Below are 25,703 nucleotides of genomic sequence, written 5' to 3' on the forward strand. Positions count from 1 at the left end.
ACCAATTTAGAGGTGAATATGCAATGGCTTGACATATCGGTATTTCTAGATATACAATGTCTGCCATGGAACCTATTGATGTGTTTAAGGCATTATCGAATGAAACAAGGTTGAATATTTTAAAGTGGCTCAAGGAACCAGAGAAGCATTTTCCTAAGCAAGGCGCTCATTTACCGAAGGAGGTTAGTTATAAGGGGGGCGTTTGTGTTGGGGATATTCAAGAAAAGGCGCAAATTTCTCAATCAACGGTCTCTAGCTACTTACATTTGATGCAAAAGGCTGGTCTGCTTGAATCGGTACGGCATGGACAATGGACATACTATAGACGAAATGAAGAATTTATCCAACAGATCGGACAATATATGAAAACAGAGATCTAAAGGATGTGTGATTTCTGTTTTTTTCTATTCTATATATCTGTTTATCTAGATATATAAATATATGAATCAAAGGAGATTTAATGATGCGTTTAATTTTTTATGTGCTTGCACTATTAGCGGGTGCGGCACTTAGTTTTGAAGGAGCCATCTATGCGGAGCTTGGGAAGTCGATCGGACAGTTAGAAACGAGTTTTTATAACTTTTTTGTCGGTTCAATTATTATGGGGCTATTGTGGCTCTTTTTTGGCAAAGGTGACCTTTCCTATACGTTGAAGGCACCAAAATGGTCGCTACTTGGCGGAGCGATGGGGGTTGTGTATTTAACGTCTATTGTGGTGAGTGTTCCATTCGTTGGTGTGGGGGTAACGATGGTCGCTGTCATTATTGGTCAGCTGCTGATGAGTATGGTGATTGAGCATTTTGGCTGGCTTGGGAGTCAGAGAACGAGAGTAAACAAAGAGAAGATATTTGCGGTCATTTCAATGATCATTGCCCTTATTCTTATTCATTAGGAGGAAAGCCGATATGGCATTATTGTTAATTATATTTACTTTAATCGGAGGCATTACGTTAAGTGCGCAATCTTCCATAAACGGTACGTTTAGCAGGAGAGCGGGTACGATTGAAACGACCTTTTTGACCTTTTTAACGGGTACGATGTTTTTGACCATTCTGATTTTATTCTTTGGGAGCGGCCATCTGTTGAATCTCTTGCATGCACCAAATTGGCAGTTGAGTGCGGCTTTTCTTGGAACGGCTTATTTAATTCTGACAGTGATTGCTGTTCCGAAAATCGGTGTCATTGCTGCGAATATTGCGGGGATTGCTGGGCAGCTTGTCATTGGAATGGTCATTGATCATTTTGGCTGGTTCCATAGCTTGGTGATTTCACTTGATCTCAAACGCTTATTGGCATTGTTCTTTATGCTGATCGCTCTTTATTTTATTTACAAAGGAAATAAGCGCTCTCGAGAGGAAGCGAGTGCTTAAAGAGAACGTGCTGCTGCGACATTTGCTCTCAGCAGCTCTTTTATACTGATTCATCATGTTTGACTAAATACCTATCAGGGTATACTATCTGATCATAGGGAAAAGAGAAAGGAGTGTTAAACGTGGAGTATAATCAGCAGATGAAGAATCGTCTTCGCCGGATTGAAGGGCAGATTAAAGGAGTTCTTGCGATGATGGAGCAGGGAAAGGATTGCCGCGAGGTGGTGACGCAGCTGTCTGCATCACGCAATGCCATTGATCGTGCAATGGGTGTGATTGTGAGTACAAATCTTGAGCAATGTGTCCGTGAAAGTCTTGAGCAGGGCAAGGATACAGAGGGGCTTGTCAAAGAAGCGGTTGAGCTCTTGGTGAAAAGCCGGTAAGAAATTCCTCAGCCTTTGGAGGTTGACGAATTTTTTTACTTGTTATAATATACCCTTACTGGTATGAGTATATATTTTTTGATTTTTATATACCCCCACGGGTAATTTGTATTAGGAGGAGCATGATGGAAGAACAAAAGAAACGAACGACGATTGTTTTATTTAGTGGAGATTATGATAAAGCGATGGCCGCTTACATTATTGCAAATGGCGCAGCAGCTTATGATCACGAGGTGACTATTTTTCATACTTTTTGGGGGCTGAATGCCTTGCGTAAGGAAGAGATGGTGCCACTGAAGAAGGGATTTTTAGAAAAAATGTTTGGCAAAATGATGCCGCGCGGCGCTGATCGAATGGGGCTGTCAAAGATGAATTTTGCAGGAATGGGACCGAAGATGATCAAGCATGTGATCAACAAACACAATGCCATGACCCTGCCGCAGCTTATTGATATGGCAAAGGAACAAGAGATCAACCTCGTGGCATGTACGATGACGATGGATCTTTTAGGGCTACAGGAGAATGAATTACTAGCAGACATTCAATATGCCGGTGTGGCAGCGTATTTAGCAGAGGCAGAAATCGGGAATGTGAACTTATTTATCTAGGGGGGTGTCCATACATGATTCAAATGCTTTTGCTCATTATTGTGATCGCTTTGCTTGTGAGCCGTTTTCTTCCCGTACGGGGTGTGAAACAAATGGACGCAGCTCATCTGAAACCTAAATTGCATAGTCGGCATCAACAGCTGATAGACGTGCGATCACCTTTAGAGTTCAAACAAATCATATAAAAGGATTTCAAAATATCCCCTTATTCCAGTTAAAGGAACGAGCGCATGAGCTTGAGAAAGACAAAGAAGTGTATGTGATCTGCCAGAGCGGGATGAGAAGTATGCAGGCGGCTAAATTGTTAAAAAAACAAGGATTTACCCACATTACGAATATCAAGGGTGGCATGAATGCTTGGCGATTATAGGTATAAATAGGCTTTAAAATATACCCCCACCCCTATAAAAGGAGGAAAAACAATGCAGCAACCAACAGCAATTCTAGATGCAAAAGGATTGGCATGCCCAATGCCCATTGTCAAAACGAAAAAACAAATGAATGAGCTCTTGCCAGGAGATGTGCTTGAAGTGCAAGCAACCGATAAAGGGTCTACAGCGGATTTAGCGGCTTGGTCAAAAAGCGCCGGCCATGAATTTTTAGGAACAAAAATAGAAGGACAGGTGCTTCATCATTTGATTCGTAAAGGCGGAGCGAAACAGGAGGAGGAGCAGTCAATGATTTCGGAAATGTCGTTGAACATGTTTCAACAGAAGGTAAAAGAAGATCAGTCATTGTTTATTTTAGATGTACGAGAGCCAGATGAATACGAAGCGGGTCATATTCCAGGAGCTGTTCACATCCCTCTCGGTGAGGTGGAACAACGTGCTGAAGAATTGAACCGAGAGACGCTCATTTACCTCATCTGTCATTCAGGCAGAAGAAGTGAATTAGCCGCACAAAAGTTAAAAGAAAAAGGATTTCATCAATTGATCAATGTAGTGCCAGGCATGAACAGCTGGACAGGAGAGATTGAAAAATAGGAGCTGAATGAACCAATGACTGTAAAAGCAATGACAGCAGAACAGTTAACAAAAAAGATCATCAACAAAGAGCCGATCTTTTTGTTGGATGTACGAAACGAATCAGATGTGCAGGACTGGAAAATTGAAGGGAAAGCCGTTGAATATTTAAATGTGCCTTACTTTGAGCTTCTTGATGGCGTAGAGGATATGGTGGAGAACATACCGGATGACCTAGATGTACTGGTCGTTTGTGCGAAAGAAGGCTCTTCTATTATGGTGGCAGAGATGCTGTCAGAGGCAGGCAGAACGGTCCATTATTTGCAAGGCGGCATGAAGGCATGGAGTGAGCATTTAGAGCCAGTGAAGATCGGTGATTTAACTGGCGGTGGAGAGTTGTACCAATTTGTGCGAATGGGCAAGGGGTGCTTGTCCTATATGATCATGTCGAATGGGGAAGCTGCGATTATTGATGCGGCTAGAATGACGGAGGTCTATACGCAATTTGCTAAAAAACATCAAGTCACGGTGACGCATGTGTTTGATACGCACCTTCATGCGGACCATATATCTGGCGGGAAAAAGCTGTCTGAACAGACTGGTGCTATCTATTGGCTACCGCCAAAAGACGCCGAAGAGGTGACATTTGATTACAATCACCTTGAAGAAGGACAGCGTGTGACGATTGGAGCGACGGAGATTGAGATTCATGCCCTTTATTCACCGGGCCATACGATTGGTTCAACCTCTTTTATCGTAGACGGCCGTTATCTCCTTTCAGGTGATATTTTGTTCATTGATTCGATCGGAAGACCTGACCTAGCCGGTATGGCGGAGGACTGGGTAGGTGATTTGAGAGAAACCCTTTATACACGATATACGGCGCTTTCGGCAGAATTGATTGTGCTGCCTGCACATTTTATGATCGTGGATGAGCTTAATGAAGACGGAAGCGTTTGGAAGGCGCTAGGCGCTTTGTTTGAAGAAAATCACGGGCTGAACATTGAAGATGAAGACGTATTTAGACAAATGGTCACGCAGCATCTACCTGCACAGCCAAACGCTTATCAAGACATTCGGTCTACCAATATGGGGAAGCTGCATCCAGACGAGGAAGCGCAGCGAGACATGGAAATTGGTCCAAACCGTTGTGCGATTCGATAATGTTCAATAAAATAAAGAAGCGAGGGATGATCAGATGACATCAGATCACATTTTAGACGTAACCGGGCTTGCATGCCCAATGCCGATTATTCGGACGAAGAAAAAAATGAACGACTTGGCAGAAGGCCAAGTATTAGAAATACATGCAACAGATAAAGGGGCCAAAGCTGATTTGGCTGCATGGGCTAAGTCAAGCGGACATGAATTGATCACGCAGACGGATGAAGGGCATGTGCTGAAGTTCTGGGTGAGAAAAGGGTCCTAAAGGGGAGAGGGGTATCTATGAGGGAGCCCCTTTTCCTTTTGCAAAGGAGGAGACCAGCGTGGATTTTGCATTTTTCATTACTTTATTTATCATCGGATTTATTGGTTCCTTCTTATCAGGAATGGTCGGAATAGGAGGATCGGTGATCAACTATCCCATGCTGCTTTATATCCCGCCTCTAGTCGGAGTGATGGCATTATCGGCTCACGAGGTTTCAGGGATTGGTGCCATTCAAGTACTATTTTCGACACTCGGCGGTGTGCTGGCGTATCGAAAAAGCGGATTTTTACATCGACCATTGATTTTATATATGGGGAGCAGTATATTGGCAGGGAGTTTATTAGGCAGCTATTTATCACATTTCCTTCCAGAGAAAGGCATCAATGTAGTCTATGGTCTGCTTGCCATTGTCGCAGTCATTTTAATGCTTGTTCCGAAAAAAGGTCAGCAGGCAGAAGCGGATGGAGAGGTGACCTTTCATAAAGGACTGGCGGCTGGTATTGCCTTTGTGATCGGAAGTGTATCGGGTGTATTAGGTGCAGGCGGTGCCTTTATTTTAGTGCCGGTGATGCTATCGATTCTTAAAATCCCTGTGCGGATGACGATTGCGTCGTCTCTGGCGATTACGTTTCTCTCTGCGATCGGCGCATCGGCTGGGAAAGTGCTGACTGGTCAAGTCATGTTCTTGCCTGCTCTTATCTTAATGGTAGCCAGTTTGATGGCCGCGCCAATTGGGGCGAAAATTGGTCAGAAAATCAATGCCGTTTATTTGCAATGGGCGCTTGCCGTGATGATTACAGCCACAGCGATCAAAATCTGGGTAGATTTATTATAAGAAAAAGACCAACAACTGAGAGCAAGGGCTCTTTTCCATGTGTTGGTCTTTTTTATTTTATGTCATCGTGCTCGATATACGTTTCAAGTGCAGGGTGGTACTCTTTTTGATAATGAAGATTGGGGCATGTTTTCACGACTTTGCCTTGCAAGGCATTGGACTTCGAGACATCTAATGCTGTTTTACATTTTGGACAGCGTTCGTTAAAAATTGAGAGCCAACGCTTCATAGATCACCACTCCAGTTAAAGTCTTAAAAACCGATTATATTAATATGAATTATAGGGGATTGTGTGAATGAGGTCAATGGATATTTGGCTCTTTTTAACAAAAAAGAAGCATCGTATAAGATGCTTCAGCGTATAGACAAATCCTCGCATTCTTTGTCAGCCTTGCATGCTGGCGCTCATGATTTTTAATTTCGCTCCGCAAGAGTCCAAAGGCTTTCCGTCACGCTGAAAAGAAGACAAAGGGCTAAAATAAAGTTCATTTCAGCCCTTTGTCAACAATTTGAAGTATGATTAATAGGCTTTCGCCCAGAACACCATATCAGATGCAGGCTTTCCGCAGCAGACACATGTGTCAGAAACGGATTCTTGTTCAAACGGGATACAGCGTGATGTCGCCCCTGTTCTCTCTTTGATGTCGTTTTCACAGTCTTCATCACCGCACCACATGGCTTTGATCAACCTGTTTTCTTCGGCAAGAAGCTGCTCGATGTCTTCGATTGTGTGGGCGTTTGATGTTTTTTCATGTAATCGTTCTTTTGCTTTTTCGTACATCGTCTGTTGAATGTCTTCAAGCGTGGACGTGATGGTTTGTTCAAGTGCATCTAATGTGACGGCTTGCTTTTCACCAGTGTCTCGTCTTGCGAGCATGACCTGGCCTTTTTCCATATCCTTTGGTCCTACTTCTACGCGTAATGGGATGCCCTGCATTTCGCATTCGTTGAATTTCCAGCCAGGCTGTTTATCACTTGCATCGATGTCAGCGCGTGCGATGCGGGCGAGTCGATCCTTTAATTCATAGGCATGATCGAGGACACCTTCTTTATGGGAAGCAATTGGCACAACACGTACTTGGGTTGGCGCAATGTTTGGCGGCAGGACAAGCCCTCTGTCATCGCCATGCACCATGATCATAGCGCCAATGATTCTTGTGGTGAAGCCCCATGATGTTTGCTGGACATGCTCTAATTTTCCTTCTCGATTTAAAAATTCAATGCCAAACGCCTTGGCAAATCCGTTGCCGAAGAAGTGAGAAGTGGCGGTTTGCAGGGCTTTTCCGTCATGCATCAAGCTTTCAACCGTATAGGTGAAGCGAGCGCCAGCGAATTTTTCTTTCTCTGTTTTTCTTCCTTTAATGACAGGGATCGCTAGAAGCTCTTCACAAATAGACGCATAGACATGTAGCATTTTTTCTGTTTCTTCAATCGCTTCTTGCTCAGTCTCGTGACAAGTGTGCCCTTCCTGCCAGAGGAATTCAAGGGTTCTAAGGAATGGACGTGTTGTCTTTTCCCAGCGGACGACATTGGCCCATTGGTTATATAGCTTCGGTAAATCACGATAGGAGTGAATGATGTTTTTATAATGCTCGGCGAACAGCACTTCAGAGGTTGGTCTGACGCAGAGTCTTTCTTGTAATTCCGAATCACCGCCATGTGTCACCCACGCCACTTCAGGAGCAAAGCCTTCGATATGATCTTTTTCCTGCTGGAGAAGGCTTTCTGGGATAAAGAGCGGCATATAGACATTCTCGTGACCCGTTTCTTTGATTTGACGATCAAGTTCGTCGCGAATATTCTCCCAAATTTTAAAACCGTATGGCTGAATAATCATACTGCCTCTAACGCTTGAATAATCGACGAGACGCGCCTTTGTGACAACATCTGTATACCACTGGGCAAAGTCGTCTTCCATGCTTGTAATTTTCTCAACAAATTGTTTCTTTGACATCGTCTTTTTCCTCCTTTTAAAAAAACAAAAAAGCTGTGCTTTAAGTTAGGGACCATTCCTGGTGGTACCACCCTAATTTAAAGCACAGCTTTACACTCGATCATGATAACGGTATGAACCGCTGTATGAAACAGAACTAAATCGGCAGGTTCACTTGAAGATGTCAGTAGGAACTTCTCAGCACCGTTCCCTCTCTGGTAAAGATCGATTCAAGCTACTATTCCAGATCTACGTTGATTCTTGTTCGTTGATTTTTCATCAGTTTACCTGTAAATGGGGGAGAAAGCAAGTTGGTCCGCAAGTTCATTTCATGCCTTTCTGAGGTCGTTTATGTCGAAGAGCCATTGGCAAACATTTTCTGTTTTTGCAGCTTGCACGTTATGGAAGGCTATGCTAATATATTTGAAGAAAAAAATAGACTTGTATAACCTCAATAATATGGTTTGAGGGTTTCTACCAGGATCCGATAAATCCTGATTACAAAAGCGCGCTTTCCTTTTTTGTAATCAGGGTTTTTTTGTTTGTCTGCACCCTGTATCAAAAGTGAAAGCCATGATATAGAGAAGGGATGTTAGACATGAACTGGAGAGTTTATTTATTAGCTGTTTCTACTTTTGCGGTTGGATTAGTTGAGCTTGTGGTCGGGGGCATTTTGCCAAGTTTAGCAGAGGATCTCAATGTGTCTCTTGCGACAGCTGGGCAGCTGATCACGGTATTTGCGATTGTGTATGCTATTTCAGCACCGGTGCTACTGACCGTCACAGCCAAAATCGAACGAAAGCGTCTTTATTTAATCGCATTATTGGTCTTTACATTAGGCAATGTATTCACATATTTTAGTTCCACCTTTGCCCTTGTCATGATCTCTAGGGTCTTGATTGCCATGAGTACAGCGCTTGTTGTGGTGTTATCATTGACGATTACCGCCAAGCTGGTGGAACCGGCGCATCGAGCGAAAGCATTAGGTCTGATTTTTATTGGGATTAGCTCATCACTTGTTCTCGGTGTACCGATCGGTATTTTTATTACAGAGAGCTTTGGCTGGAGAGTGATGTTTTTAGGAATCAGTATTCTGTCAGCTATATCCATGGTACTCATTTATTTTCTATTGGAGAAAATGCCTGTTGAAAAAGTCACACCGCTTAAAGAACAAATTCGTTCTTTAGGGCATCCGAAAATTTTCAGTGCACATTTGATTAGTTTGTTCATGCTTGCTGGTCATTATATGCTGTATTCTTATTTCACGCCATTTCTGATGGAAGTTCTGCATATGACTCCGTTTTGGATTAGTATTTGTTATTTGGTCTTCGGGCTTGCGTCGATTGGTGGGAATGGATTTGGCGGCTGGCTTAGTGACAAGCTTGGTTCAGGGAAAGCCATTTTGCTGGTGACAATCGCGTTTGCCATTGTGATGTTTATCCTTCCTTATACAGCGGGAGTGTTTATGCTCTTTATGGTGATGGTTGTCCTATGGGGTGCTCTTAGCTGGGCACTGACACCTGCTTTGCAGAGCTATTTGATTCAAACAGACCCTGTGACGTCTGATATTCAGCAGAGTTTGAATACATCCGCTTTGCAAATTGGGATTTCCATTGGATCAGCAGTGGGCGGCGTCATGTTTACAATGACTGGTTCATCCGTTGACTTGGCTAAATTCGGCGCTATTTTTGTGCTGATTGCCTTTAGCTGTGCAGTGATTTCATTAAAGAGACCGCCGCTTTATATGGATCGAGGGCATCACGCTGAGTAGAAGTGAATAAGGTCGTTTTCGTGTTAGTTAGCTGCCTGATCATAGGCAGCTTTTTATTTTTTGAAAACCACACCTTTACTTTTACCAGTGATGACTTCTTCTCCATGCTGATTGATATAACGGGAAAAAAGGTGGACACGATGGTATTTTTCAAGGAGTTCTACCTTGGTGACGGCCATCTGACAGGTAATGGTGTCACCTGTATAAACAGGGCATATGAAGGTACATGTCATCTCTTGACCGATAAAATGAAACTGACCGCCAAGCTTCGTGGCTAGACTTGCTGTGAGAAAGCCGTGTACCATGAGCCTGCCTTGATCATCTAGCTCGGTATGATGTTTGCCAAGATCACCTGTCATCTCGCCAAATTGAATCACATCTTCATGCGTATAGGTTTTGCTTGTTTGAAATTGATCGCCTGGTCGAACCATCTGTTTTTTCAGCTCCTTTTTTTAAATGTACCAAAGGAATGAATGAATGTACATTCATTTTTGTTCGTTCTTACTTCACATCTACTCTTTGCAACCAGCTTGTTTGTCGTACGACTGATCAGTAATCTGAAAAGAGAAAGGTGCAAGGAGGAATGGGATTGAAGAAGACGGGAAAGAATCGTTCAAGAGGTACAGCTTCCTTTTATCAAATAGCGTGGAGATGGCATTTTTATGCGGGGTTGATTTTTATGCCTATCTTCGTGTTGCTTGCTGTAACTGGAGCTATTTATTTGTTTAAGCCGCAGATTGAGGAATCGATGTACGATAAGCTTTACCATGTGAAAGCTGAAGGAGAAAAATTGGCTCCTACAAACCAGATTGAGGCGGTTAAGGAAGCTTATCCGAATGCAGAGCTAACGAGATATCAGCCGGGAGAAGGAAAAACGCGTTCAGCTGAAGTCGGTTTTAGACAAGGTGAGGAGACCTATACAGCCTATGTGAATCCCTATACAGGACAAGTGTTAGGGCGTATGAATGATGAAACGAAGTTTATGAACCGTGTGGAGGAAATACACGGGGAACTGATGGCAGGAACAATTGGTGACCGAATCGTTGAGCTGACAGCCTGCTGGGGCATTGTTCTCATCGTGACAGGCATTTATTTGTGGTGGCCACGAATGCCAAAACGTTTCAGTGGTGTGATCATGCCGCGTTTGACAAAAGGAAAAAGGCTGCTCATACGTGACTTACATGTGGTTCCAGCCTTTTGGGTATCGGCAGGCATGTTATTTCTCATCTTAACGGGTCTGCCATGGTCTGGTTTATGGGGAAATGAATTTCAAAAATTTGCAACAAATACAGGTGAAGGATATCCGCCATCTGTTTGGGTGGGCGATAAACCAACATCACAAGTAAAAACAGAGGAAGTAGCTGACGTCCCTTGGGCGGCTGAGAAGATGGATGTCCCTGCTTCTGACCAGTCCTCTTTTTTAAAGCTATCCATGGATGATGTTGTTCGCATTGCAAATGAACAGAAGGTGCATCCTGCTTATCAAGTGTATATTCCGCAAACGGCAGATGGCGTTTATACATTGTCGGTCTTTCCGCCAAAGGCAAAAGATGAAGCGACCGTCCATCTCGACCAATATACAGGAGCGGTTCTAGCAGACTATCGTTATGCTCAGTATGGCTGGATGGGGAAAACCATTGCCCTTGGTATTACATTACATAAAGGAACAGAGTTTGGTCTAGTCAATCAGCTGGCTGGTTTACTCATATGTGTAGGGATTGTGGGGGTTGTTATTAGTGGATTTTTGCTTTGGTTGAATCGAAAACCAAAAGGTTCGCTAGGCGCACCGAAAGCGCCAGCTAAAGGCAGATTAAAGTGGTTCGTCTTGCTTCTTGTTGGGTTAGGAATTATTTTTCCGCTTGTCGGTCTGTCGCTCATTATTGTGCTGCTGATGGACTTATTCATCATACAGCGACTACCGAGACTGAAGCAATTTTTAGGTGCATAGAATAAGGGGGAATAGCATATGAAAAAAAGTTGGATACTGGGTTTCCTCTTAATGTTCCTAACGGCTTGCCAGCTTAATCCGAATACGGAGGAGCTTTACGAAAAACCATCGGTAATTCATGTAAACACCAATATACCAAGTCACATATCGAGTCCAAAAGAGCAAGCATTTCGTTTTGTAATCAAAGAAAATAGTCAGCCAATTCGTGCATCCTCTGATATCAAAATAAGTGTATGGAAATATGGAGATGACCGTCAAACGCCCGTAAAAGCAAAATGGAAAGGGGAAGGTGTGTATACAGCAAACTACATGTTTCCTGAGGATGGTTTGTATGACATACGGTTAGACGTAACAGTGGCAGATCAGCACATCATGCCAACAAAACGAATCACTGTGGGCCAGCTGACAGAAGATGAGAAAAAAGTATTAAAAGACAAGCAGAAAACAGAGAAACAAACCCATTCTCATCATTAAAAGACATCAAGGAGAGGAACATGACACCTCTCCTTTTAATCATTCAAAAACCACCATTTCTCCAATTGGTTGAAATCCAGCACGCTGATAGATATGTTTGCCGTCATTTGAGGCTTGTAACATCACACACTTTTGTTTGTTATCTGTTTGGGTCAGAAGGTAATGAAACATGTCACTGCCAAGTCCTCTTCCGCGGTGTTCTGCCTTTGTGATGACATCATAAATACCGTAGCTGTCTGCTGTTTCAATCAATAAGCCCGTTGTGACCGGTTTGTTGTGTTCATATCCAACGAACATGCGGGTACTCGGGTGTAATCGTTCAATCGAAAAGCGCTGGAAATAGCTGTTTAAAGTGATTGCCTCAGGTGTTCCTTCGAAAAGTTCGATAAATAAATGTTGATAATCGAGAAAGGTTTGATCGTCAGTCACTTCCTTGATCGTAAGCGATTGAGAGGTCCTTTGATCGATGTCGTTTGTATGTTCAAGCATCATGATGGTATTGCGTTCCACTTCTTGAAGCCCATATTTCTGCATGATATTCGACCAATCGGGGTGAAGCAGGCTTTGAGTGATCCATGTGCTGAATGCTAGCTGCTGTTGCTGCATTTGTTCGATGGCAGCTTCCACTTTTTGTTGATCTTGTATGTGCGCTGAAATGGGTAATAACAAATTGAACGTGTCAGTTGATATATGCGTGTTTGATAGAACGAAATCTTCCGTTGATAGGAACGATCCGTTTACAACAGAAGAAAACAAATTTATTTTTTCTTCTAACTGGCGAATGGCCATTTGCTGCTCTGTTTTCATTCTCTCACCTTCTTTTTTTGATTGAGGGTTACCTATCATAAATAATAGCAAAGAAAAAGAAATTGTGCGGTCTCTTGTAATCTAGTAAAAAAGGTCTCTTATTTATAAGGTCTGATGACCCATTCTTTTCCTCATCCCCACATTTCTTTTGACTCCTTTATTGATTATTAGTACCATTTTATTAACCAGTTAAGAGTGGAGGTTCAGATGGAAACAAACGAGCAGATTGTCTTAAAAGCGATTCAAGATTTGATTATGCATAGGGAAAAGAAACGGAACGATCCAACAGATCCACTGATTACCACGACTGATACACTCAAGCAAGATTGGACACTTACACAGCTTCATATTTTATCTATGATTCAAGCAAACCCTAATGAATCCAATAATACATTTCTTTCACAACAACTAAAACTATCAAAACCAGCCATTACAAAGGCTGTGAAAAAGCTCATCGAAAAAGGCATGGTCGACTATTGCCACCGGCAAGGTGACAAGAAATCCGTCTATTATTCACTGACAGAGGAAGGCACACAGCTTGCGGCACTGCATGATGAGCTTCATGAACAGGCAGTCTCCTCCTATTTAGAATTCCTCCATGAATTTAATGAAGACGAGCTACAGGTTATTGAGCGCTTCTTAAAGGCTTGGAAGGAAAAGATATAAATAACGGACCGAAAGCTTTCTATAAACTAGATGCTTTCGGTTTTTTTATGGTAAAATTAACATATATTGACGTTATTCGTGATGATGATTGAGGGAGGGAGCCGTGTTGGTGAAAGAGATGATGGAGAATTTTAAAAAATCTATTTTTATCATGCCGTTCGTCGGATTGTTTGTCAGCTTGCTATTATTTGTTTATTTTTTTGGAGTGACAGGAGTTGAAGGGTCCATTTGGGCGGCTGTTTTGTATTGTGCTCTGCCCTTTCTGATGTACACGATACTCTGTTTGCCTTTATGGATTTATTTTAAAGTCAGCAAAAAACGTTCAATACATAGAAATGAGGAACATACATGATCGTTGTTAGCGCTTGTCTTGCGGGATTAAAGGTCCGTTATAATGGCAGCCATCGATTAGATCAACGTATCGAGGAGCTTGTGCAGGAAGGAAAGGCGGTAACAGTTTGCCCTGAGCTGCTTGGCGGTTTCTCTACACCAAGACCTCCCGCTGAAATTATTGGTGGAGATGGTCATGATGTCTTACGGGGACAGGCTGCTGTTGTTGATGTTCATGGAACAGATGTGACAGAGATGTATGTAAATGGTGCAAAAGACACGCTTAAGCAGGTTCAGACTCTTGGCGCAACATCCGTCGTGTTAAAAGAGTACAGCCCTTCTTGCGGAAGCCGGATGATCTATCGGGGAGAGTTTAACGGGAAGACAAAGGGTGGGGACGGTGTGACGTCTGCCTTGCTGAAACAGCATGGGATTCAAGTATTCTCTGAGGAGGATGATTGGACCTCGCTGTTTGTATAGGGATGGCGTGAATTGAAGGAGGAGTTAGGTTGAAGAAGTGGATCATTGGTTTAGTAGTCGTTATTTTCATCGGAATAGGTCTTTATTTTATGATCAATGCCAAAACATATGCTTTTGATGATGTGGTCTCGATTGATAAAGATAAAGTGACTTCCATTCAAATTGAGCATGATGATGAGCGCGTTGTGGTGGATAAGAAAGAGGATATTCAAAAGCTGCTGAAGAAATTTTCGGGTATTCAATTAAAGAAAATAAACGAAGCTAAAAAAGCCTCAAAAGAATCTTATTGGATCAGAGTGTACGAGAACGAAAAGCAAATGTATGGTCTGACTTTTTATGACCAAAGCTTTTTAGAGACGTATGATGGTTCTAAAACAAAAAACCGAATCAGTGAATACCAAATCGTTGATGCAAATCAAGTCGATATGGGACAATACATCAAATAAGATCATTCAGTCTATGAATGGTTTCAGCGTGTAGACAAACCCTCGCATTCTTTGTCAGTCCTGCGTGCTGGTGCTCACGAATGTCAAATTCGCTCCGCGCCAGTACTCGTCCTTCCTAGACTGCAAAGGTTTTCTATCACGCTGAAAAGAAGACAAAGGGCTAAAATAAAGTTCATTTTAGCCCTTTGTCAACTATCTGAGATCATTCAGTCTATGAATGGTTTATCTTCATGCATGATCTTTCGCACATTCGGGTATAGTGCATGGTAAGCAAAAATGAAGCGGAGGTTTGTTTGATGAGTGGATTAACAGATACAGTCACATTAGCAAACGGAGTGAAAATGCCGAAGCTTGGCTTTGGTGTATGGCAAGTAAAAGATGGGGATGAGGCTGTGAATGCAGTCAAAGACGCACTAGAAGCGGGCTATCGCAGTATAGATACAGCAGCGGCCTATCAAAATGAAGAAGGTGTTGGCAAAGCCATTCAGCAATCAGGCATCTCTCGCGATGATCTGTTCATTACGACAAAAGTGTGGAATAGTGATCAAGGATATGAGTCAACGCTTGAAGCCTTTGAAACGAGTATGAACAAACTTGGTCTGGATGTATTGGATCTTTATTTAATCCATTGGCCGGTTGAAGGCAAATATAAAGAAACGTGGAAGGCGCTAGAAAAGCTGTATAAGGATGGCCGCGTGAAAGCCATTGGCGTGTGTAACTTCCATCAGCACCATTTAGAAGATTTATTAGAAGAGGCAGAAGTGGTACCAATGGTCAATCAAATTGAGCTGCATCCGAAGCTGACGCAGGAGCCTTTACGTGACTACTGCAAGGCAAAAGGCATTCATGTAGAAGCATGGTCGCCATTAGGCAGCGGGAAACTTCTTAACCATCCGGTGCTTCAAGATATTGCGAAAAAACATGAGAAGTCAGTGGCGCAAGTCATTCTTCGCTGGGACTTGCAGCATGGCATTATCACCATTCCGAAATCTGTGACGAAGAGCCGAATCATCGAAAACACAAACGTATTTGATTTCGAGTTGTCCGCCCATGAAATGAGTGTCATTGATCAGCTCAATGAAGATGAGCGCACGGGTCCAGACCCAGACAACTTCGATTTTTAATAGAAAGAAAGCACGGGCGAGATGCCTGTGCTTTTTTATTTGCCCGTATGTTCAGACCGTTTTTTGAGGCTGATAGGTCTCAATGATTTGAATGGCGTCGACAATTTGCTCTTTCGTATAGTTTCCAATCAAACAAAAGGTTTCATCTTTACGTGCAGCATGGTTTGCCACTGTATGTGCTGCTTCCTCTAGCTGAGCTGTGATGCCAAGCTCACGCATCGTTCTAGGTAATCCGAGTGTTTGATAGAGCTCAAGTAATTCTTCTACTTCCGTCATACGGTTTTCTGCGGCAAGCTGAACGAGAATGCCATAGGCCACTTTTTGTCCATGTAACACATGATGTGTTTCATCAATAAATGTTAATCCATTATGAACGGCATGGGCTCCTGCCATTCTGCCATAACGTCCTCCATAGCCGCCGACTGTTCCGGCTAACGTAATGATCGTATCTGTTACATCTGCAAAGGCTTGAGAAAGCTGACCTGTTTTTAAACTGCTAACGGCTTCTTCACTATGAGTCAGAAGAATGTCACGAACGTACACTGCCTGCTTTAATGCAGCATGTACCATGAGCGGCAAAGTGCTTTTTGTGTTACGAATAATGGCTTCCGCTTCATACCATTTTGCCAGCGTATCCCCAATTCCGCTTTGGAGATAGGAAAGAGGAGATGAAAGCAAAAAAGTATGATCAATTAACGTGAGATAGCTGGACCGCTTATGATAGTCGACCCTCATGAAATTCCCCTTGTCATCATAAATGACGCTGAGCGGTGTAGAAGCCGCACATGTCCCAGGAATCGTCGGCACCATGATCACTTCAATTTGGAGAGCGTCGGCAACAGACTTCGCTGTATCTAAAATCGTGCCGCCACCGATCCCGATGATCACGTCTGAACTCTTGAGTTCTTCCGCAATTCGTGTGATCGCATTTGGTGAACTGTAACCTTTATGCTGAACAACAGGCCACTCGGATGGAAGCTTTGTGTACTGTGAAAAGGCTTGATATGAGTCATATCCTGTCACTATAGCTGGTGACTGAAAGGGAGTAACAAGTGACTCGATTTCATGATAAATCCCCTTTTGAGAAATAAACTGGTTAGGACCGCTTCTGACGATCTCTTCTGGTTGGATCATTGACTTATGCTCCTTTACGAAATCATATAGTTCTTAAATCATCTCATTTTACAGAAAGTTCTGTCAAATAATCGGACAATATGAGACCATAGACCCTTCCGTTTTATGGAATTGAACTACTGACATTGCCTTAAGGTATGTATTTCCTGTATGATATAAAATGGTATGTTTTGATTAAATTTAAGAGGTGTTTATATATATGGAAAAACAATATCGTGTATTACTTTACTATCAATATGTCCCCATTGAGGATCCAGAAACGTTTACAGCAGAGCATCTAGCATTCTGTAAGGAACTTGGTTTGTTAGGTCGTATTCTTGTTTCATCTGAAGGCATAAACGGAACCGTTTCTGGTACCATTGAGCAGACGGACAAGTACATGCAAGCATTGAAAGAAGATCCACGCTTTGCGTCCATGCCAATTAAAATTGACGAAGCAGATGGTCATGCGTTTAAGAAAATGCACGTCCGCCACCGAAATGAATTGGTGAATTTAAGTCTTGAAGATGATGTGAATCCGCTAGAATTAACGGGGAAACATCTCAGCCCAGTTGAATTTTACGAGCAAATGCAATCACCTGATACGGTCGTGATTGATGCACGTAATGATTATGAGTTTGATGTCGGTCACTTCAGAGGTGCTGTGCGCCCTGACATTGAGACATTCCGTGAATTGCCTGAGTGGATTCGTGACAATAAAGAGATTCTTGAAGGGAAAAAAATTCTGACGTATTGCACAGGCGGCGTACGCTGTGAGAAATTCTCAGGATGGTTAAAGCGTGAAGGCTTTGAAGATGTATCCCAGCTTGACGGTGGAATTGTCACGTACGGAAAAGACCCAGAAGTTCAAGGAAAGCTATGGGACGGTCAATGTTATGTGTTTGATAACCGCCTAACGGTTCCAGTCAATCAAACAGAGCACGTCGTGGTAGGAAAAGATTTCTTCACTGGCGAACCTTGCGAGCGTTATGTGAACTGTGCGAACCCTGCATGTAACCGCAAAATGATTGCAACAGAAGAAAGCGAGCATAAATATATGCGCAGCTGCAGCCATGAATGCCGCACAAGCGAACGTAACCTTTATGTGAAACAGCACAATTTATCTGAAGAAGAAGTTCAAGAAAGACTAGCTGTCATTGAAAAAGAACAAGCAATCTCACAAGGATAAGAGGGTCTCCCTTTTATCCTTTTTTCTTTGAATGATACGTGTTCAAAGGGAAGAGGAATTCATTTCCTCTTTCTTTTTTGTTTTGTTTTTTTCAAAATAAGGGTAAAGGTAGTTAATCAGTCTAATAGATTGAACAGTTGAAAAAGCGCTTTCTTTTGAAATAAGCATGTTCGACTATTTCAGAAAATGGAGAATTGAGAGATAATATAACAGGCAAAAAAATGAACAAAGATAAAAGTTCAGATCAGAAAATATTTGCCAATGGAATGAATGGTGAGCTGCTATAAAAGAAAGGCGCTTGCTCGACACATGCTCTGTATTTTAATCGAAAGGTGTTATGAACATGAATCATTTGCATCGTAGGATGGGAACTTTCGCTTTAATGATGGTAGGTCTTGGCTCAATCATTGGTTCAGGATGGCTCTTTGGTGCGTGGCGGGCTGCTCAAATCGCCGGCCCTGCTGCTATTTTGTCATGGTTGATCGGGATGGTTGTTATTTTATTTATCGCATTGTCTTATAGTGAACTCGGATCGATGTTTCCAGAGGCAGGCGGAATGGTCAAATATACGCAATATTCACACGGCTCTTTTATTGGATTTATCGCCGCTTGGGCAAACTGGATCGCCATTGTATCAGTGATTCCTGTTGAGGCAGTGGCCTCCGTTCAATACATGAGCTCATGGCCTTGGGAGTGGGCAAAGTGGACAAGCCATTTGGTCACAAAAGGGGTTTTGACGACCGAGGGGCTCATGGTGGCAAGTGTGCTGCTGGTGATTTATTTTCTGCTCAATTATTGGACAGTTGGGTTGTTTTCAAAGGCGAATACATTCATTACGGTTTTTAAAATCGTCATTCCAGGATTAACAATTGGTGCGCTCTTATTCGTAGGTTTTCATAGTGAGAATTTTACTTCTGGAACAAGTATTGCGCCGAACGGCTGGGCGAGTGTGCTGACAGCTGTGGCAACATCAGGGATTGTGTTTGCTTTTAATGGCTTCCAAAGCCCGATTAATATGGCAGGAGAAGCGAAAAATCCAGGGCGTTCGATTCCAATCGCCATTGTTGGATCGATTTTGATTGCAACGGTCATTTATGTGCTGCTGCAAATCGCTTTTATTGGGGCTGTCGATCCATCAATGATAGTGAATGGCTGGGGGCATTTGAATTTCAACTCGCCATTTGCTGACCTTGCCATTGCGCTAGGGATCAACTGGCTTGTCCTTATTTTATATGCAGATGCGTTCGTTTCTCCTTCTGGAACAGGGATTACGTATACGGCGACGACGTCTCGTATGATTTATGGGATGGAAAAAAACAAGTACATGCCGAGTGTACTTGGCCGTCTGCACCCAATTTACGGTGTGCCTCGTCCAGCGATGTTTTTTAACTTAGGCGTATCGTTTATCTTTCTGTTTTTGTTTAGAGGATGGGGGGTTCTCGCTGAAATTATCTCTGTGGCGACCCTGATTTCCTATTTGACAGGACCTGTGACAGTAATGACGCTGAGAAAGACGGGCACAGATTTATATCGTCCACTGCGAATTAAAGGACTCAGCATCATTGCTCCGCTTGGTTTTGTCTTTGCATCATTGACACTGTACTGGGCGAGATGGCCGCTGACGGGTCAGGTGTTGTTCATTATTCTCATCGGTCTGCCAATCTATTTTTACTATCAAGCAAAAGCGAAGTGGAAGGGTTTTGGCCGTCACTTTAAAGCAGGTGCTTGGATGGTTGTGTATTTGCTTGTGATGATGACGATTTCTTGTCTCGGCAGTGATAAATTTGGCGGGTATAACGTCATTCATTATGGCTGGGATATGGCGCTCATTGCAGTTGTGGCGTTGTTATTTTATATGTGGGCACTCAAAAGTGGTTTTGAAACAGAGTTTTTAGAAGATGCGAAAAAAATCAATGATGAACTGCGTGCTTCTCAGAAAGAAGCCGCCTCATCTAAGGAATAACGGAAGGGCTGCCTGAATAATGAGGGCAGCCTTTTTATTTGGATGGATGATGCATGACATGCTGCTTTAGCCAAGTGGTAACGCCGTGTAGAACGGTGGCTGTCACAAGACAGATAAGCGCATATCTCCATAGCTGATCTAAGCCTTGTCCACTAAGCCAAAAAACAATACCTAGAATAAAGAGAGTCAGAATGAACATGAATAAAAAAGATGCTGACCAGAAAAAAGCCTTCATCGAAGGTCACCTCCTCGGGGTATTGTATGCAGGCCGAGGGAGGATCAGACCAGCAAGAAAGAAGTGGAAATATCGTTAAATCTATTTCAAAAGTCAGATAAAAACGCCAAGTGATTTGACAGTTGTGTTAAGATGAGAGCATATTTTGAGTGTAGATGGCTGGTTATAGACGGAGGTGTTTGGAGATGCAGATTCAAAAGGTTCTAAACAATAATGTCATTAGTGTGATAGATGAACAAGGAAAAGAAATCGTCGTCATGGGCAGAGGCATCGCTTTTCAAAGACGTCCCGGCGACCCGGTGGACGAGGCGTTAATTGATAAAGTGTTCCGCTTAGAGGATCATTCCGTACATGAGCGGATGAAAATGTTGCTTCAAGAGGTTCCGTATGATGTCGTCAAGGTGACCGAGGAAATGATCCAATACGCACATACAAAGCTGAACCGAAGATTAAACGAAAGTCTGCATGTATCGCTGGCAGACCATATTCATTACGCCATTGAACGATTAAAGAAAAACCACTTGATTGAGAATTCGCTGATTTGGGAGATTAAACGTTTATACAAAGATGAGTTTCTCGTGGCGAAGGAATGCCTTGAGATGATTGAAGATCGTCTTCATATTGAACTGCCTGAAGATGAAGCGGGCTTTATTGCCATGCATATCATTAATGCAGAGCTCAATGAAGACATGAATACAACGGTCAATATCACGAAAGAAGTGAATGCCATACTGACCATTGTGAAATATCATCTGAACATGGAATTTGATGAAGACTCGCTCAACTTTTATCGCTTTCTCACACATTTACGCTTTTTCGTACAGCGTCTCATCAACGAAACGCTACTCGTCAGTGAAGATCAAGATTTATATCAGCTGATTAAAGTGAAATATCCGAAGGCGTACGAATGCGCAAAGAAAATCGCGGAATATGTGTATCAAACGTATCATCGCGACCTGACATCAGAGGAGATGCTCTATCTATCGATTCATTTGAATCGACTCATCAAACGAGAAAAATAAAGATAGAATTTTAAAAGAAAGCGTTGACATCATAAAAAGTGAGTGGTACTATTTGCTCATAAACATAAAAGAATACGGTTTCACAATGATCGTCTTAGAGGATTGTGACTGTTCGGCAGGCAAAACCTAAACGTTCACTGAAAAAGCGCAATAGCAAGTTGCGACTATTTTTGGTGCCCGTTTAGGTTTTTATTTTGCCTAAAAACGTATTTTTTTGAAAAAAAGGGGGTTTTTGTATGAGTCATCGTCAATTAGCAGAAGACATTATCAAACATATCGGGACAGAGAAAAATGTTCATTCATTGGTTCACTGTGCCACAAGACTTCGCTTCACATTAAATGACAGATCAAAAGCAGATAAAGCGGCCATTGAAAAATTAAATGGTGTGGTGACTGTCATGGAAAGCGGCGGCCAGTTTCAGGTGGTCATTGGCAACACCGTACCAGAGGTATATCGAGAGATTGGGGAGTTTACGAATCTATTAGAGGATTCCACTTCTTCATCTGCAAGATCAAGTGAAGAAAGTACAAGTCTTTTCGGAAAATTCGTCGACATTGTTTCTGGAATTTTCACACCGCTTCTAGGTGTCATGGCGGGTGCCGGTATTTTAAAAGGGCTTCTAGGCATCTGTATCAATGCAAAATGGTTATCTCCTGAAGATACGTCGTATCAAATTTTATTTGCCGCATCAGACAGCTTGTTCTACTTCCTGCCGCTGCTGCTCGCATTCACTTCTGCTAGGAAGTTTAAAGCGAATCCATTTGTCGCTGTGACGATTGCAGGTGCACTGATCTACCCGACTATTCAAGAGCTCACAAAAGGCGGCGGAGATGTGTCGTTCTTCGGCATTCCGGTTGTCTTAATGTCTTATACATCAACGGTTATCCCGATTATTTTGGCAGTGTTTGTGATGGGATATATCGAACGTTTCTTTAACAAAGTCATTCATGAAAGTGTGAAAAACTTTATTACACCACTGATTTTACTGGTCACGGTCGTTCCACTGACACTGATCGTATTTGGACCATTTGGTGTGTATGCAGGGAACGGAATTGCAGCCGTCCTGCTGAAAGTATTCTCCTTTAGCCCTACACTTGCCGGTGCTTTAATTGCGATGGCATGGCAGGTTCTTGTCATCTTCGGTATCCATTGGGGGCTTGTGCCAGTCATTTTAAATAATATTGCGGTTCATGGAAAAGATCATATTAAGCCGGCCACTGCGCCAGCTGTATTTTCACAAGCCGGTGCTTCCATCGGTGTTATGCTGAAAACAAAGAACAAAAAGCTGAAATCATTAGCTGGATCGACAGCGGTTTCTGCTGTATTTGGAATTACAGAACCTGCTGTATACGGCGTCACACTTCGTTTGAAAAAACCATTTATTGCAGCGGTTATCTCTGCCGGTGTCGGTGGTGCCATTATCGGTTATTCACAAAGTATTGCGATCGCGTCAGGTCTTCCGAGTTTACTGACACTTCCGATCTTCTATGGTCAAGGGTTTACAGGATTCTTAATCGGAATTTCCGTTTCATTTGTCCTTTCAATCGTCTTAACCTATTTGATTGGATTCAAAGACCCTGTGGATGAAGAAGATGCTCCTGCAGCTAGTTCTGCACCAGCATCTGAAAATGAACATGGTGTCAAAGCAGCTCATGTGAAAAGTCCTTTATCTGGCGAAGTCATCAAGCTAGAAGAGGTGCAAGATAAAGCCTTCTCATCTGGCGCATTAGGTAAGGGCGCAGCCATTATTCCATCAGAAGGCAAGCTGTTTGCACCAGTAACTGGAGTCGTGACAACGGTATTCCCAACAGGACATGCATACGGTCTCACCTCTGAAAGCGGAGCAGAAGTACTCATTCATATTGGACTGGATACTGTACAACTTGGGGGCCGTCATTTTACGCCGAAGGTTGAGCAGGGCCAAACCATTACAGAAGGTGAACTGCTTGCGGAGTTTGATATTGAGGCCATTCAAGCAGCGGGTCTTTCTGTCACAACACCTGTGATTATTACCAATTCCGGTGAATTTAGCGATATCATTGAGACAGAAGAAAAACAAGTGACACCAGGACAATCATTTTTACACTTAGTTTAAGAAAGGGAGGACATAATCATGAGATATTCAACACTAGCACCATTTCCAAAAGACTTTTTCTGGGGCGGATCGACTTCCGCCTATCAAGTAGAAGGTGCATGGAACGAGGATGGCAAGGGACCTTCAGTCATTGATATGAGAGAAAGCTATCCTGAAGGAACAACTGATTTTAAGGTAGCCAGCGATCATTATCATCGATATAAAGAGGACGTGAAGATGTTTGCAGAAATGGGCTTGAAGGCTTATCGTTTCTCCATTGCATGGACACGTATCATTCCAAATGGAGATGGGGAGATCAATCAAAAGGGAATTGACTTCTACCATTCTCTCATTGATGAATTGCGCCGCTATGACATTGAACCAATTGTGACGATGTATCACTTTGATTTACCTCATGCGCTTCAAGTGAAAGGCGGCTGGTCAAATCGTTCGACAGTCGATGCGTTTGAACGTTATGCGGAGGTTTTGTTCCAGGAGTATGGCGAGAAGGTAAAATATTGGCTGACGATTAATGAACAAAACATGATGATCTTACATGGATCAGCTTTAGGTACACTGGATCCAAATTTAGAAAATCCGAAAAAAGAATTATATCAGCAGAACCACCATATGCTTGTCGCACAGGCGAAAGCCATGACGCTTTGTCATCGTTTGCTGCCTGAGGCGAAAATCGGACCAGCGCCAAACATCGCCCTTATTTACCCGGCATCTCCAAAACCTGAGGATGTTATTGCTGCGGCTAATTACAATGCGATCCGCAACTGGCTATATCTTGATATGGCGGTATTCGGTCGTTATAACAACCTTGCATGGGCATACATGAAGGAAAAAGACATTCTTCCTGTGATTGAAGAGGGAGATATGGATATTTTGAAAAGTGCAAAACCAGACTTCATTGCCTTTAACTACTACACATCTCAAACGGTTGAAGCGAGTAAAGGAGATGGCAATGATGAATTTGCCCGTGGCGGAGATCAGCATTTAAAATCTGGTGAAGATGGCGTCTACAAAGGCGGCAACAACCCGTTCTTAAGTAAAAATGCATTTGGCTGGGAGATTGACCCTACCGGTTTCCGATCAACGATGCGTGAAATTTACGACCGCTATCAGCTACCTCTTATTATTACGGAAAACGGACTAGGCGCTTTTGACAAGTTAGAAGCGGATGGATCGATTCAGGATGATTATCGAATTGATTATCTAGAAAAACATATTGAACAAATCAAATGGGCGATCACTGACGGTGTTGAGGTATTCGGGTACTGCCCGTGGTCAGCCATCGACTTAATCAGTACACACCAAGGCTGCTCAAAACGCTACGGTTTTATCTACGTCAATCGTGATGAATTTGACCTGAAAGACCTGAAGAGAATTCGGAAAAAGAGCTCCTATTGGTATGAAACATTGATCGAGCAAAATGGAGAGAACATCGGGAAGTAACAATATCACACTAAAAAACCCCTAATTTTTAGGGGTTTTTTTCTCTTCATGACTTGTAACTATATCAACTGGATGTATCAAGTTTTCATCATCATTATCCTCATCAGTGTAAGGCATAATAAGTGAATCCAACTCTTCTTTATCATTGACTAAAGCAACGTAAGTTGTATAATCCTCTAAATCTGATGGAAACAATTCAGCTTGACCAACATTACTTTTCAATGCTTGGTCAATAGCACTCTTTAATTCAATTAAACCCTCACGATTACCAATAATATAAGAATCCATATCCAACTTTTTTGAGCATATATATGACAAATCTTATCTCTATCTTTCATTCTCTCATTACACCCTTCCTGAAGAATTTAATTGATTATGTGCCAACACGCCAACCACATAAAACGTCAAACGTCTCTTTGGCTTTTATGGCGTCTAACAGCTTTTTATCTCTTTCAAGAAGACTGCTTTGTATGTATGCTTGCTGTTTTTTCAACTTGCTGGAGTTTACCGATCACATCTTACTCTCTACTATCATTATACCCCGAATTTAATCTCATTTATAGACTGTTTTCCGCCCGCATCAGCCCGTATACTGTTATACGCAAGTCAAAAACGATAAGGGATGTGGCTGTATGAATGACAAGAAAGATGTTTTAGATTCTGGGCCGTTTTTTCATGGGACGAAAGCGGAATTGAAGATTGGGGACCTGCTTGAACCGTTGCATTTATCCAATTATCAGGATAAACAATCGAACCACATCTATTTCACCGGAACATTAAATGCAGCCAAATGGGGAGCTGAATTAGCCCGGTCTGATGCAAAAGAGAGAATTTATGTTGTAGAACCGACAGGCGAGTTTGAAGATGATCCGAATTTGACTGACAAAAAATTTCCCGGTAACCCGACCCGTTCCTATCGATCGAAATCCCCTTTGAAAATTGTCGCAGAATTAGGCGATTGGGAAAGACATTCCGATGAAGAAATCAACCATATGCTGGCGTCGTTAAAAAAGTTAAGGGAAGAAGGAAAAGATGTCATATACGATTGATTCGTATGTGAGGAATAGATGAATAAAAGG

29 protein-coding genes, 1 pseudogene and 1 riboswitch are annotated in these 25,703 nt (G+C 42.6%); of the genes and pseudogenes, 23 read left to right on the plus strand and 7 right to left on the minus strand.

What is annotated here, in order from left to right; genetic code table 11:
• The first annotated feature begins 65 nt into the window (after nt 1-65).
• From NST24_RS01295 to NST24_RS01340, 10 genes and pseudogenes are all read left to right on the plus strand, one after another.
• A complete protein-coding gene (locus NST24_RS01295) occupies nt 66-380 on the plus strand; it encodes a metalloregulator ArsR/SmtB family transcription factor (RefSeq protein ID WP_008343888.1) in 315 nt (104 codons plus the stop codon).
• Between the two features lie 83 nt (nt 381-463).
• On the plus strand, nt 464-892 hold the full coding sequence (locus NST24_RS01300; protein ID WP_096880923.1) for a DMT family transporter: 429 nt from the start codon (nt 464-466) through the stop codon (nt 890-892).
• 13 nt (nt 893-905) lie between these two features.
• Complete coding sequence (locus NST24_RS01305) at nt 906-1,370, plus strand: DMT family transporter (RefSeq protein WP_342462199.1); 465 nt, start codon at nt 906-908, stop codon at nt 1,368-1,370.
• Nucleotides 1,371-1,492: 122 nt separating this feature from the next.
• A complete protein-coding gene (locus tag NST24_RS01310) occupies nt 1,493-1,753 on the plus strand; it encodes a metal-sensitive transcriptional regulator (protein ID WP_003217059.1) in 261 nt (86 codons plus the stop codon).
• A 125-nt stretch (nt 1,754-1,878) separates the two neighbouring features.
• Nucleotides 1,879-2,361 (plus strand): DsrE/DsrF/DrsH-like family protein, encoded by a 483-nt coding sequence (locus NST24_RS01315; protein ID WP_008343885.1) that lies wholly within the window; start codon nt 1,879-1,881, stop codon nt 2,359-2,361.
• Between the two features lie 14 nt (nt 2,362-2,375).
• Nucleotides 2,376-2,731: pseudogene (locus NST24_RS01320) on the plus strand (rhodanese-like domain-containing protein).
• A 52-nt stretch (nt 2,732-2,783) separates the two neighbouring features.
• Nucleotides 2,784-3,344 (plus strand): sulfurtransferase TusA family protein, encoded by a 561-nt coding sequence (locus tag NST24_RS01325; protein WP_327872066.1) that lies wholly within the window; start codon nt 2,784-2,786, stop codon nt 3,342-3,344.
• Nucleotides 3,345-3,359: 15 nt separating this feature from the next.
• Nucleotides 3,360-4,487 (plus strand): MBL fold metallo-hydrolase, encoded by a 1,128-nt coding sequence (locus NST24_RS01330; protein ID WP_024719147.1) that lies wholly within the window; start codon nt 3,360-3,362, stop codon nt 4,485-4,487.
• A 34-nt stretch (nt 4,488-4,521) separates the two neighbouring features.
• A complete protein-coding gene (locus NST24_RS01335) occupies nt 4,522-4,752 on the plus strand; it encodes a sulfurtransferase TusA family protein (RefSeq protein WP_008343881.1) in 231 nt (76 codons plus the stop codon).
• Nucleotides 4,753-4,810: 58 nt separating this feature from the next.
• Nucleotides 4,811-5,587 carry a sulfite exporter TauE/SafE family protein gene (locus NST24_RS01340; RefSeq protein WP_041508161.1) on the plus strand — a complete coding sequence of 259 codons (777 nt, stop codon included), beginning with the start codon at nt 4,811-4,813 and terminating at the stop codon, nt 5,585-5,587.
• Nucleotides 5,588-5,639: 52 nt separating this feature from the next.
• On the opposite strand, the gene NST24_RS01345 is transcribed toward NST24_RS01340, so the two are convergent.
• Nucleotides 5,640-5,816, minus strand: a complete 177-nt coding sequence (locus NST24_RS01345) for a hypothetical protein (protein WP_164071373.1) — start codon at nt 5,814-5,816, stop codon at nt 5,640-5,642.
• A gap of 291 nt (nt 5,817-6,107) precedes the next feature.
• Entirely contained in the window at nt 6,108-7,541 is a 1,434-nt protein-coding gene (gene proS, locus NST24_RS01350) for a proline--tRNA ligase (RefSeq protein WP_041091701.1), read from the minus strand.
• A 400-nt stretch (nt 7,542-7,941) separates the two neighbouring features.
• Nucleotides 7,942-8,041: riboswitch (purine riboswitch) on the plus strand.
• A gap of 77 nt (nt 8,042-8,118) precedes the next feature.
• On the opposite strand from proS, the gene NST24_RS01355 reads away from it, so the two are divergent.
• On the plus strand, nt 8,119-9,291 hold the full coding sequence (locus NST24_RS01355) for an MFS transporter (protein ID WP_045034654.1): 1,173 nt from the start codon (nt 8,119-8,121) through the stop codon (nt 9,289-9,291).
• Between the two features lie 53 nt (nt 9,292-9,344).
• Here the strand turns inward: NST24_RS01355 and NST24_RS01360 are convergent, their stop codons facing one another.
• Nucleotides 9,345-9,722, minus strand: a complete 378-nt coding sequence (locus NST24_RS01360; protein ID WP_342462200.1) for an enoyl-CoA hydratase — start codon at nt 9,720-9,722, stop codon at nt 9,345-9,347.
• Between the two features lie 152 nt (nt 9,723-9,874).
• Between NST24_RS01360 and NST24_RS01365 the strand changes: the two genes are divergently transcribed.
• Together NST24_RS01365 and NST24_RS01370 are read left to right on the plus strand one after the other, a co-directional pair.
• Nucleotides 9,875-11,239 (plus strand): PepSY domain-containing protein, encoded by a 1,365-nt coding sequence (locus tag NST24_RS01365; RefSeq protein ID WP_173407708.1) that lies wholly within the window; start codon nt 9,875-9,877, stop codon nt 11,237-11,239.
• Nucleotides 11,240-11,257: 18 nt separating this feature from the next.
• Nucleotides 11,258-11,713 carry a FixH family protein gene (locus NST24_RS01370; protein ID WP_173407709.1) on the plus strand — a complete coding sequence of 152 codons (456 nt, stop codon included), beginning with the start codon at nt 11,258-11,260 and terminating at the stop codon, nt 11,711-11,713.
• A 39-nt stretch (nt 11,714-11,752) separates the two neighbouring features.
• On the opposite strand, the gene NST24_RS01375 is transcribed toward NST24_RS01370, so the two are convergent.
• Complete coding sequence (locus tag NST24_RS01375) at nt 11,753-12,520, minus strand: GNAT family N-acetyltransferase (RefSeq protein ID WP_342462201.1); 768 nt, start codon at nt 12,518-12,520, stop codon at nt 11,753-11,755.
• Nucleotides 12,521-12,727: 207 nt separating this feature from the next.
• On the opposite strand from NST24_RS01375, the gene NST24_RS01380 reads away from it, so the two are divergent.
• The 4 genes from NST24_RS01380 (at nt 12,728) to NST24_RS01395 (ending at nt 15,566) form a co-directional block, all read left to right on the plus strand.
• The gene (locus tag NST24_RS01380; protein ID WP_024719151.1) at nt 12,728-13,186 is read left to right on the plus strand and encodes a MarR family transcriptional regulator; all 459 of its coding nucleotides are present in this window, start codon (nt 12,728-12,730) and stop codon (nt 13,184-13,186) included.
• 348 nt (nt 13,187-13,534) lie between these two features.
• Nucleotides 13,535-13,996, plus strand: coding sequence for a DUF523 domain-containing protein (locus tag NST24_RS01385; RefSeq protein ID WP_342462202.1), 462 nt, complete (start codon nt 13,535-13,537; stop codon nt 13,994-13,996).
• A gap of 29 nt (nt 13,997-14,025) precedes the next feature.
• Nucleotides 14,026-14,442 (plus strand): DUF5301 domain-containing protein, encoded by a 417-nt coding sequence (locus NST24_RS01390; RefSeq protein ID WP_007498466.1) that lies wholly within the window; start codon nt 14,026-14,028, stop codon nt 14,440-14,442.
• Nucleotides 14,443-14,738: 296 nt separating this feature from the next.
• Nucleotides 14,739-15,566, plus strand: a complete 828-nt coding sequence (locus tag NST24_RS01395) for an aldo/keto reductase (RefSeq protein ID WP_008343867.1) — start codon at nt 14,739-14,741, stop codon at nt 15,564-15,566.
• A gap of 51 nt (nt 15,567-15,617) precedes the next feature.
• On the opposite strand, the gene NST24_RS01400 is transcribed toward NST24_RS01395, so the two are convergent.
• Nucleotides 15,618-16,700, minus strand: coding sequence for an iron-containing alcohol dehydrogenase family protein (locus NST24_RS01400; RefSeq protein WP_342462203.1), 1,083 nt, complete (start codon nt 16,698-16,700; stop codon nt 15,618-15,620).
• 199 nt (nt 16,701-16,899) lie between these two features.
• Here NST24_RS01400 and NST24_RS01405 point away from each other — a divergent pair, with 199 nt between their 5' ends.
• Both NST24_RS01405 and NST24_RS01410 read left to right on the plus strand, forming a co-directional pair.
• On the plus strand, nt 16,900-17,868 hold the full coding sequence (locus NST24_RS01405) for a rhodanese-related sulfurtransferase (RefSeq protein ID WP_007498459.1): 969 nt from the start codon (nt 16,900-16,902) through the stop codon (nt 17,866-17,868).
• A 343-nt stretch (nt 17,869-18,211) separates the two neighbouring features.
• The gene (locus NST24_RS01410; RefSeq protein ID WP_024719047.1) at nt 18,212-19,831 is read left to right on the plus strand and encodes an APC family permease; all 1,620 of its coding nucleotides are present in this window, start codon (nt 18,212-18,214) and stop codon (nt 19,829-19,831) included.
• A gap of 34 nt (nt 19,832-19,865) precedes the next feature.
• On the opposite strand, the gene NST24_RS01415 is transcribed toward NST24_RS01410, so the two are convergent.
• On the minus strand, nt 19,866-20,066 hold the full coding sequence (locus NST24_RS01415) for a hypothetical protein (RefSeq protein WP_046526618.1): 201 nt from the start codon (nt 20,064-20,066) through the stop codon (nt 19,866-19,868).
• A gap of 185 nt (nt 20,067-20,251) precedes the next feature.
• Between NST24_RS01415 and NST24_RS01420 the strand changes: the two genes are divergently transcribed.
• The 3 genes from NST24_RS01420 to NST24_RS01430 all read left to right on the plus strand — a co-directional run bounded on the left by NST24_RS01420 (nt 20,252) and on the right by NST24_RS01430 (nt 24,624).
• The gene (locus NST24_RS01420) at nt 20,252-21,088 is read left to right on the plus strand and encodes a PRD domain-containing protein (protein ID WP_008343858.1); all 837 of its coding nucleotides are present in this window, start codon (nt 20,252-20,254) and stop codon (nt 21,086-21,088) included.
• Between the two features lie 236 nt (nt 21,089-21,324).
• Nucleotides 21,325-23,184, plus strand: coding sequence for a beta-glucoside-specific PTS transporter subunit IIABC (locus NST24_RS01425; RefSeq protein ID WP_008343857.1), 1,860 nt, complete (start codon nt 21,325-21,327; stop codon nt 23,182-23,184).
• A gap of 18 nt (nt 23,185-23,202) precedes the next feature.
• Nucleotides 23,203-24,624: a glycoside hydrolase family 1 protein gene (locus NST24_RS01430; RefSeq protein ID WP_216943106.1), complete on the plus strand. Its 1,422-nt coding sequence runs from the start codon at nt 23,203-23,205 to the stop codon at nt 24,622-24,624.
• Between the two features lie 21 nt (nt 24,625-24,645).
• Here the strand turns inward: NST24_RS01430 and NST24_RS01435 are convergent, their stop codons facing one another.
• Nucleotides 24,646-24,912: a hypothetical protein gene (locus NST24_RS01435; RefSeq protein ID WP_342462204.1), complete on the minus strand. Its 267-nt coding sequence runs from the start codon at nt 24,910-24,912 to the stop codon at nt 24,646-24,648.
• A 344-nt stretch (nt 24,913-25,256) separates the two neighbouring features.
• On the opposite strand from NST24_RS01435, the gene arr reads away from it, so the two are divergent.
• Nucleotides 25,257-25,673 (plus strand): NAD(+)--rifampin ADP-ribosyltransferase, encoded by a 417-nt coding sequence (gene arr / locus NST24_RS01440; protein WP_342462205.1) that lies wholly within the window; start codon nt 25,257-25,259, stop codon nt 25,671-25,673.
• Nucleotides 25,674-25,703: the final 30 nt, after the last annotated feature.

Source organism: Bacillus sp. FSL R5-0286 (assembly GCF_038593245.1).
GTDB classification, from domain to species: domain Bacteria; phylum Bacillota; class Bacilli; order Bacillales; family Bacillaceae; genus Bacillus; species Bacillus altitudinis.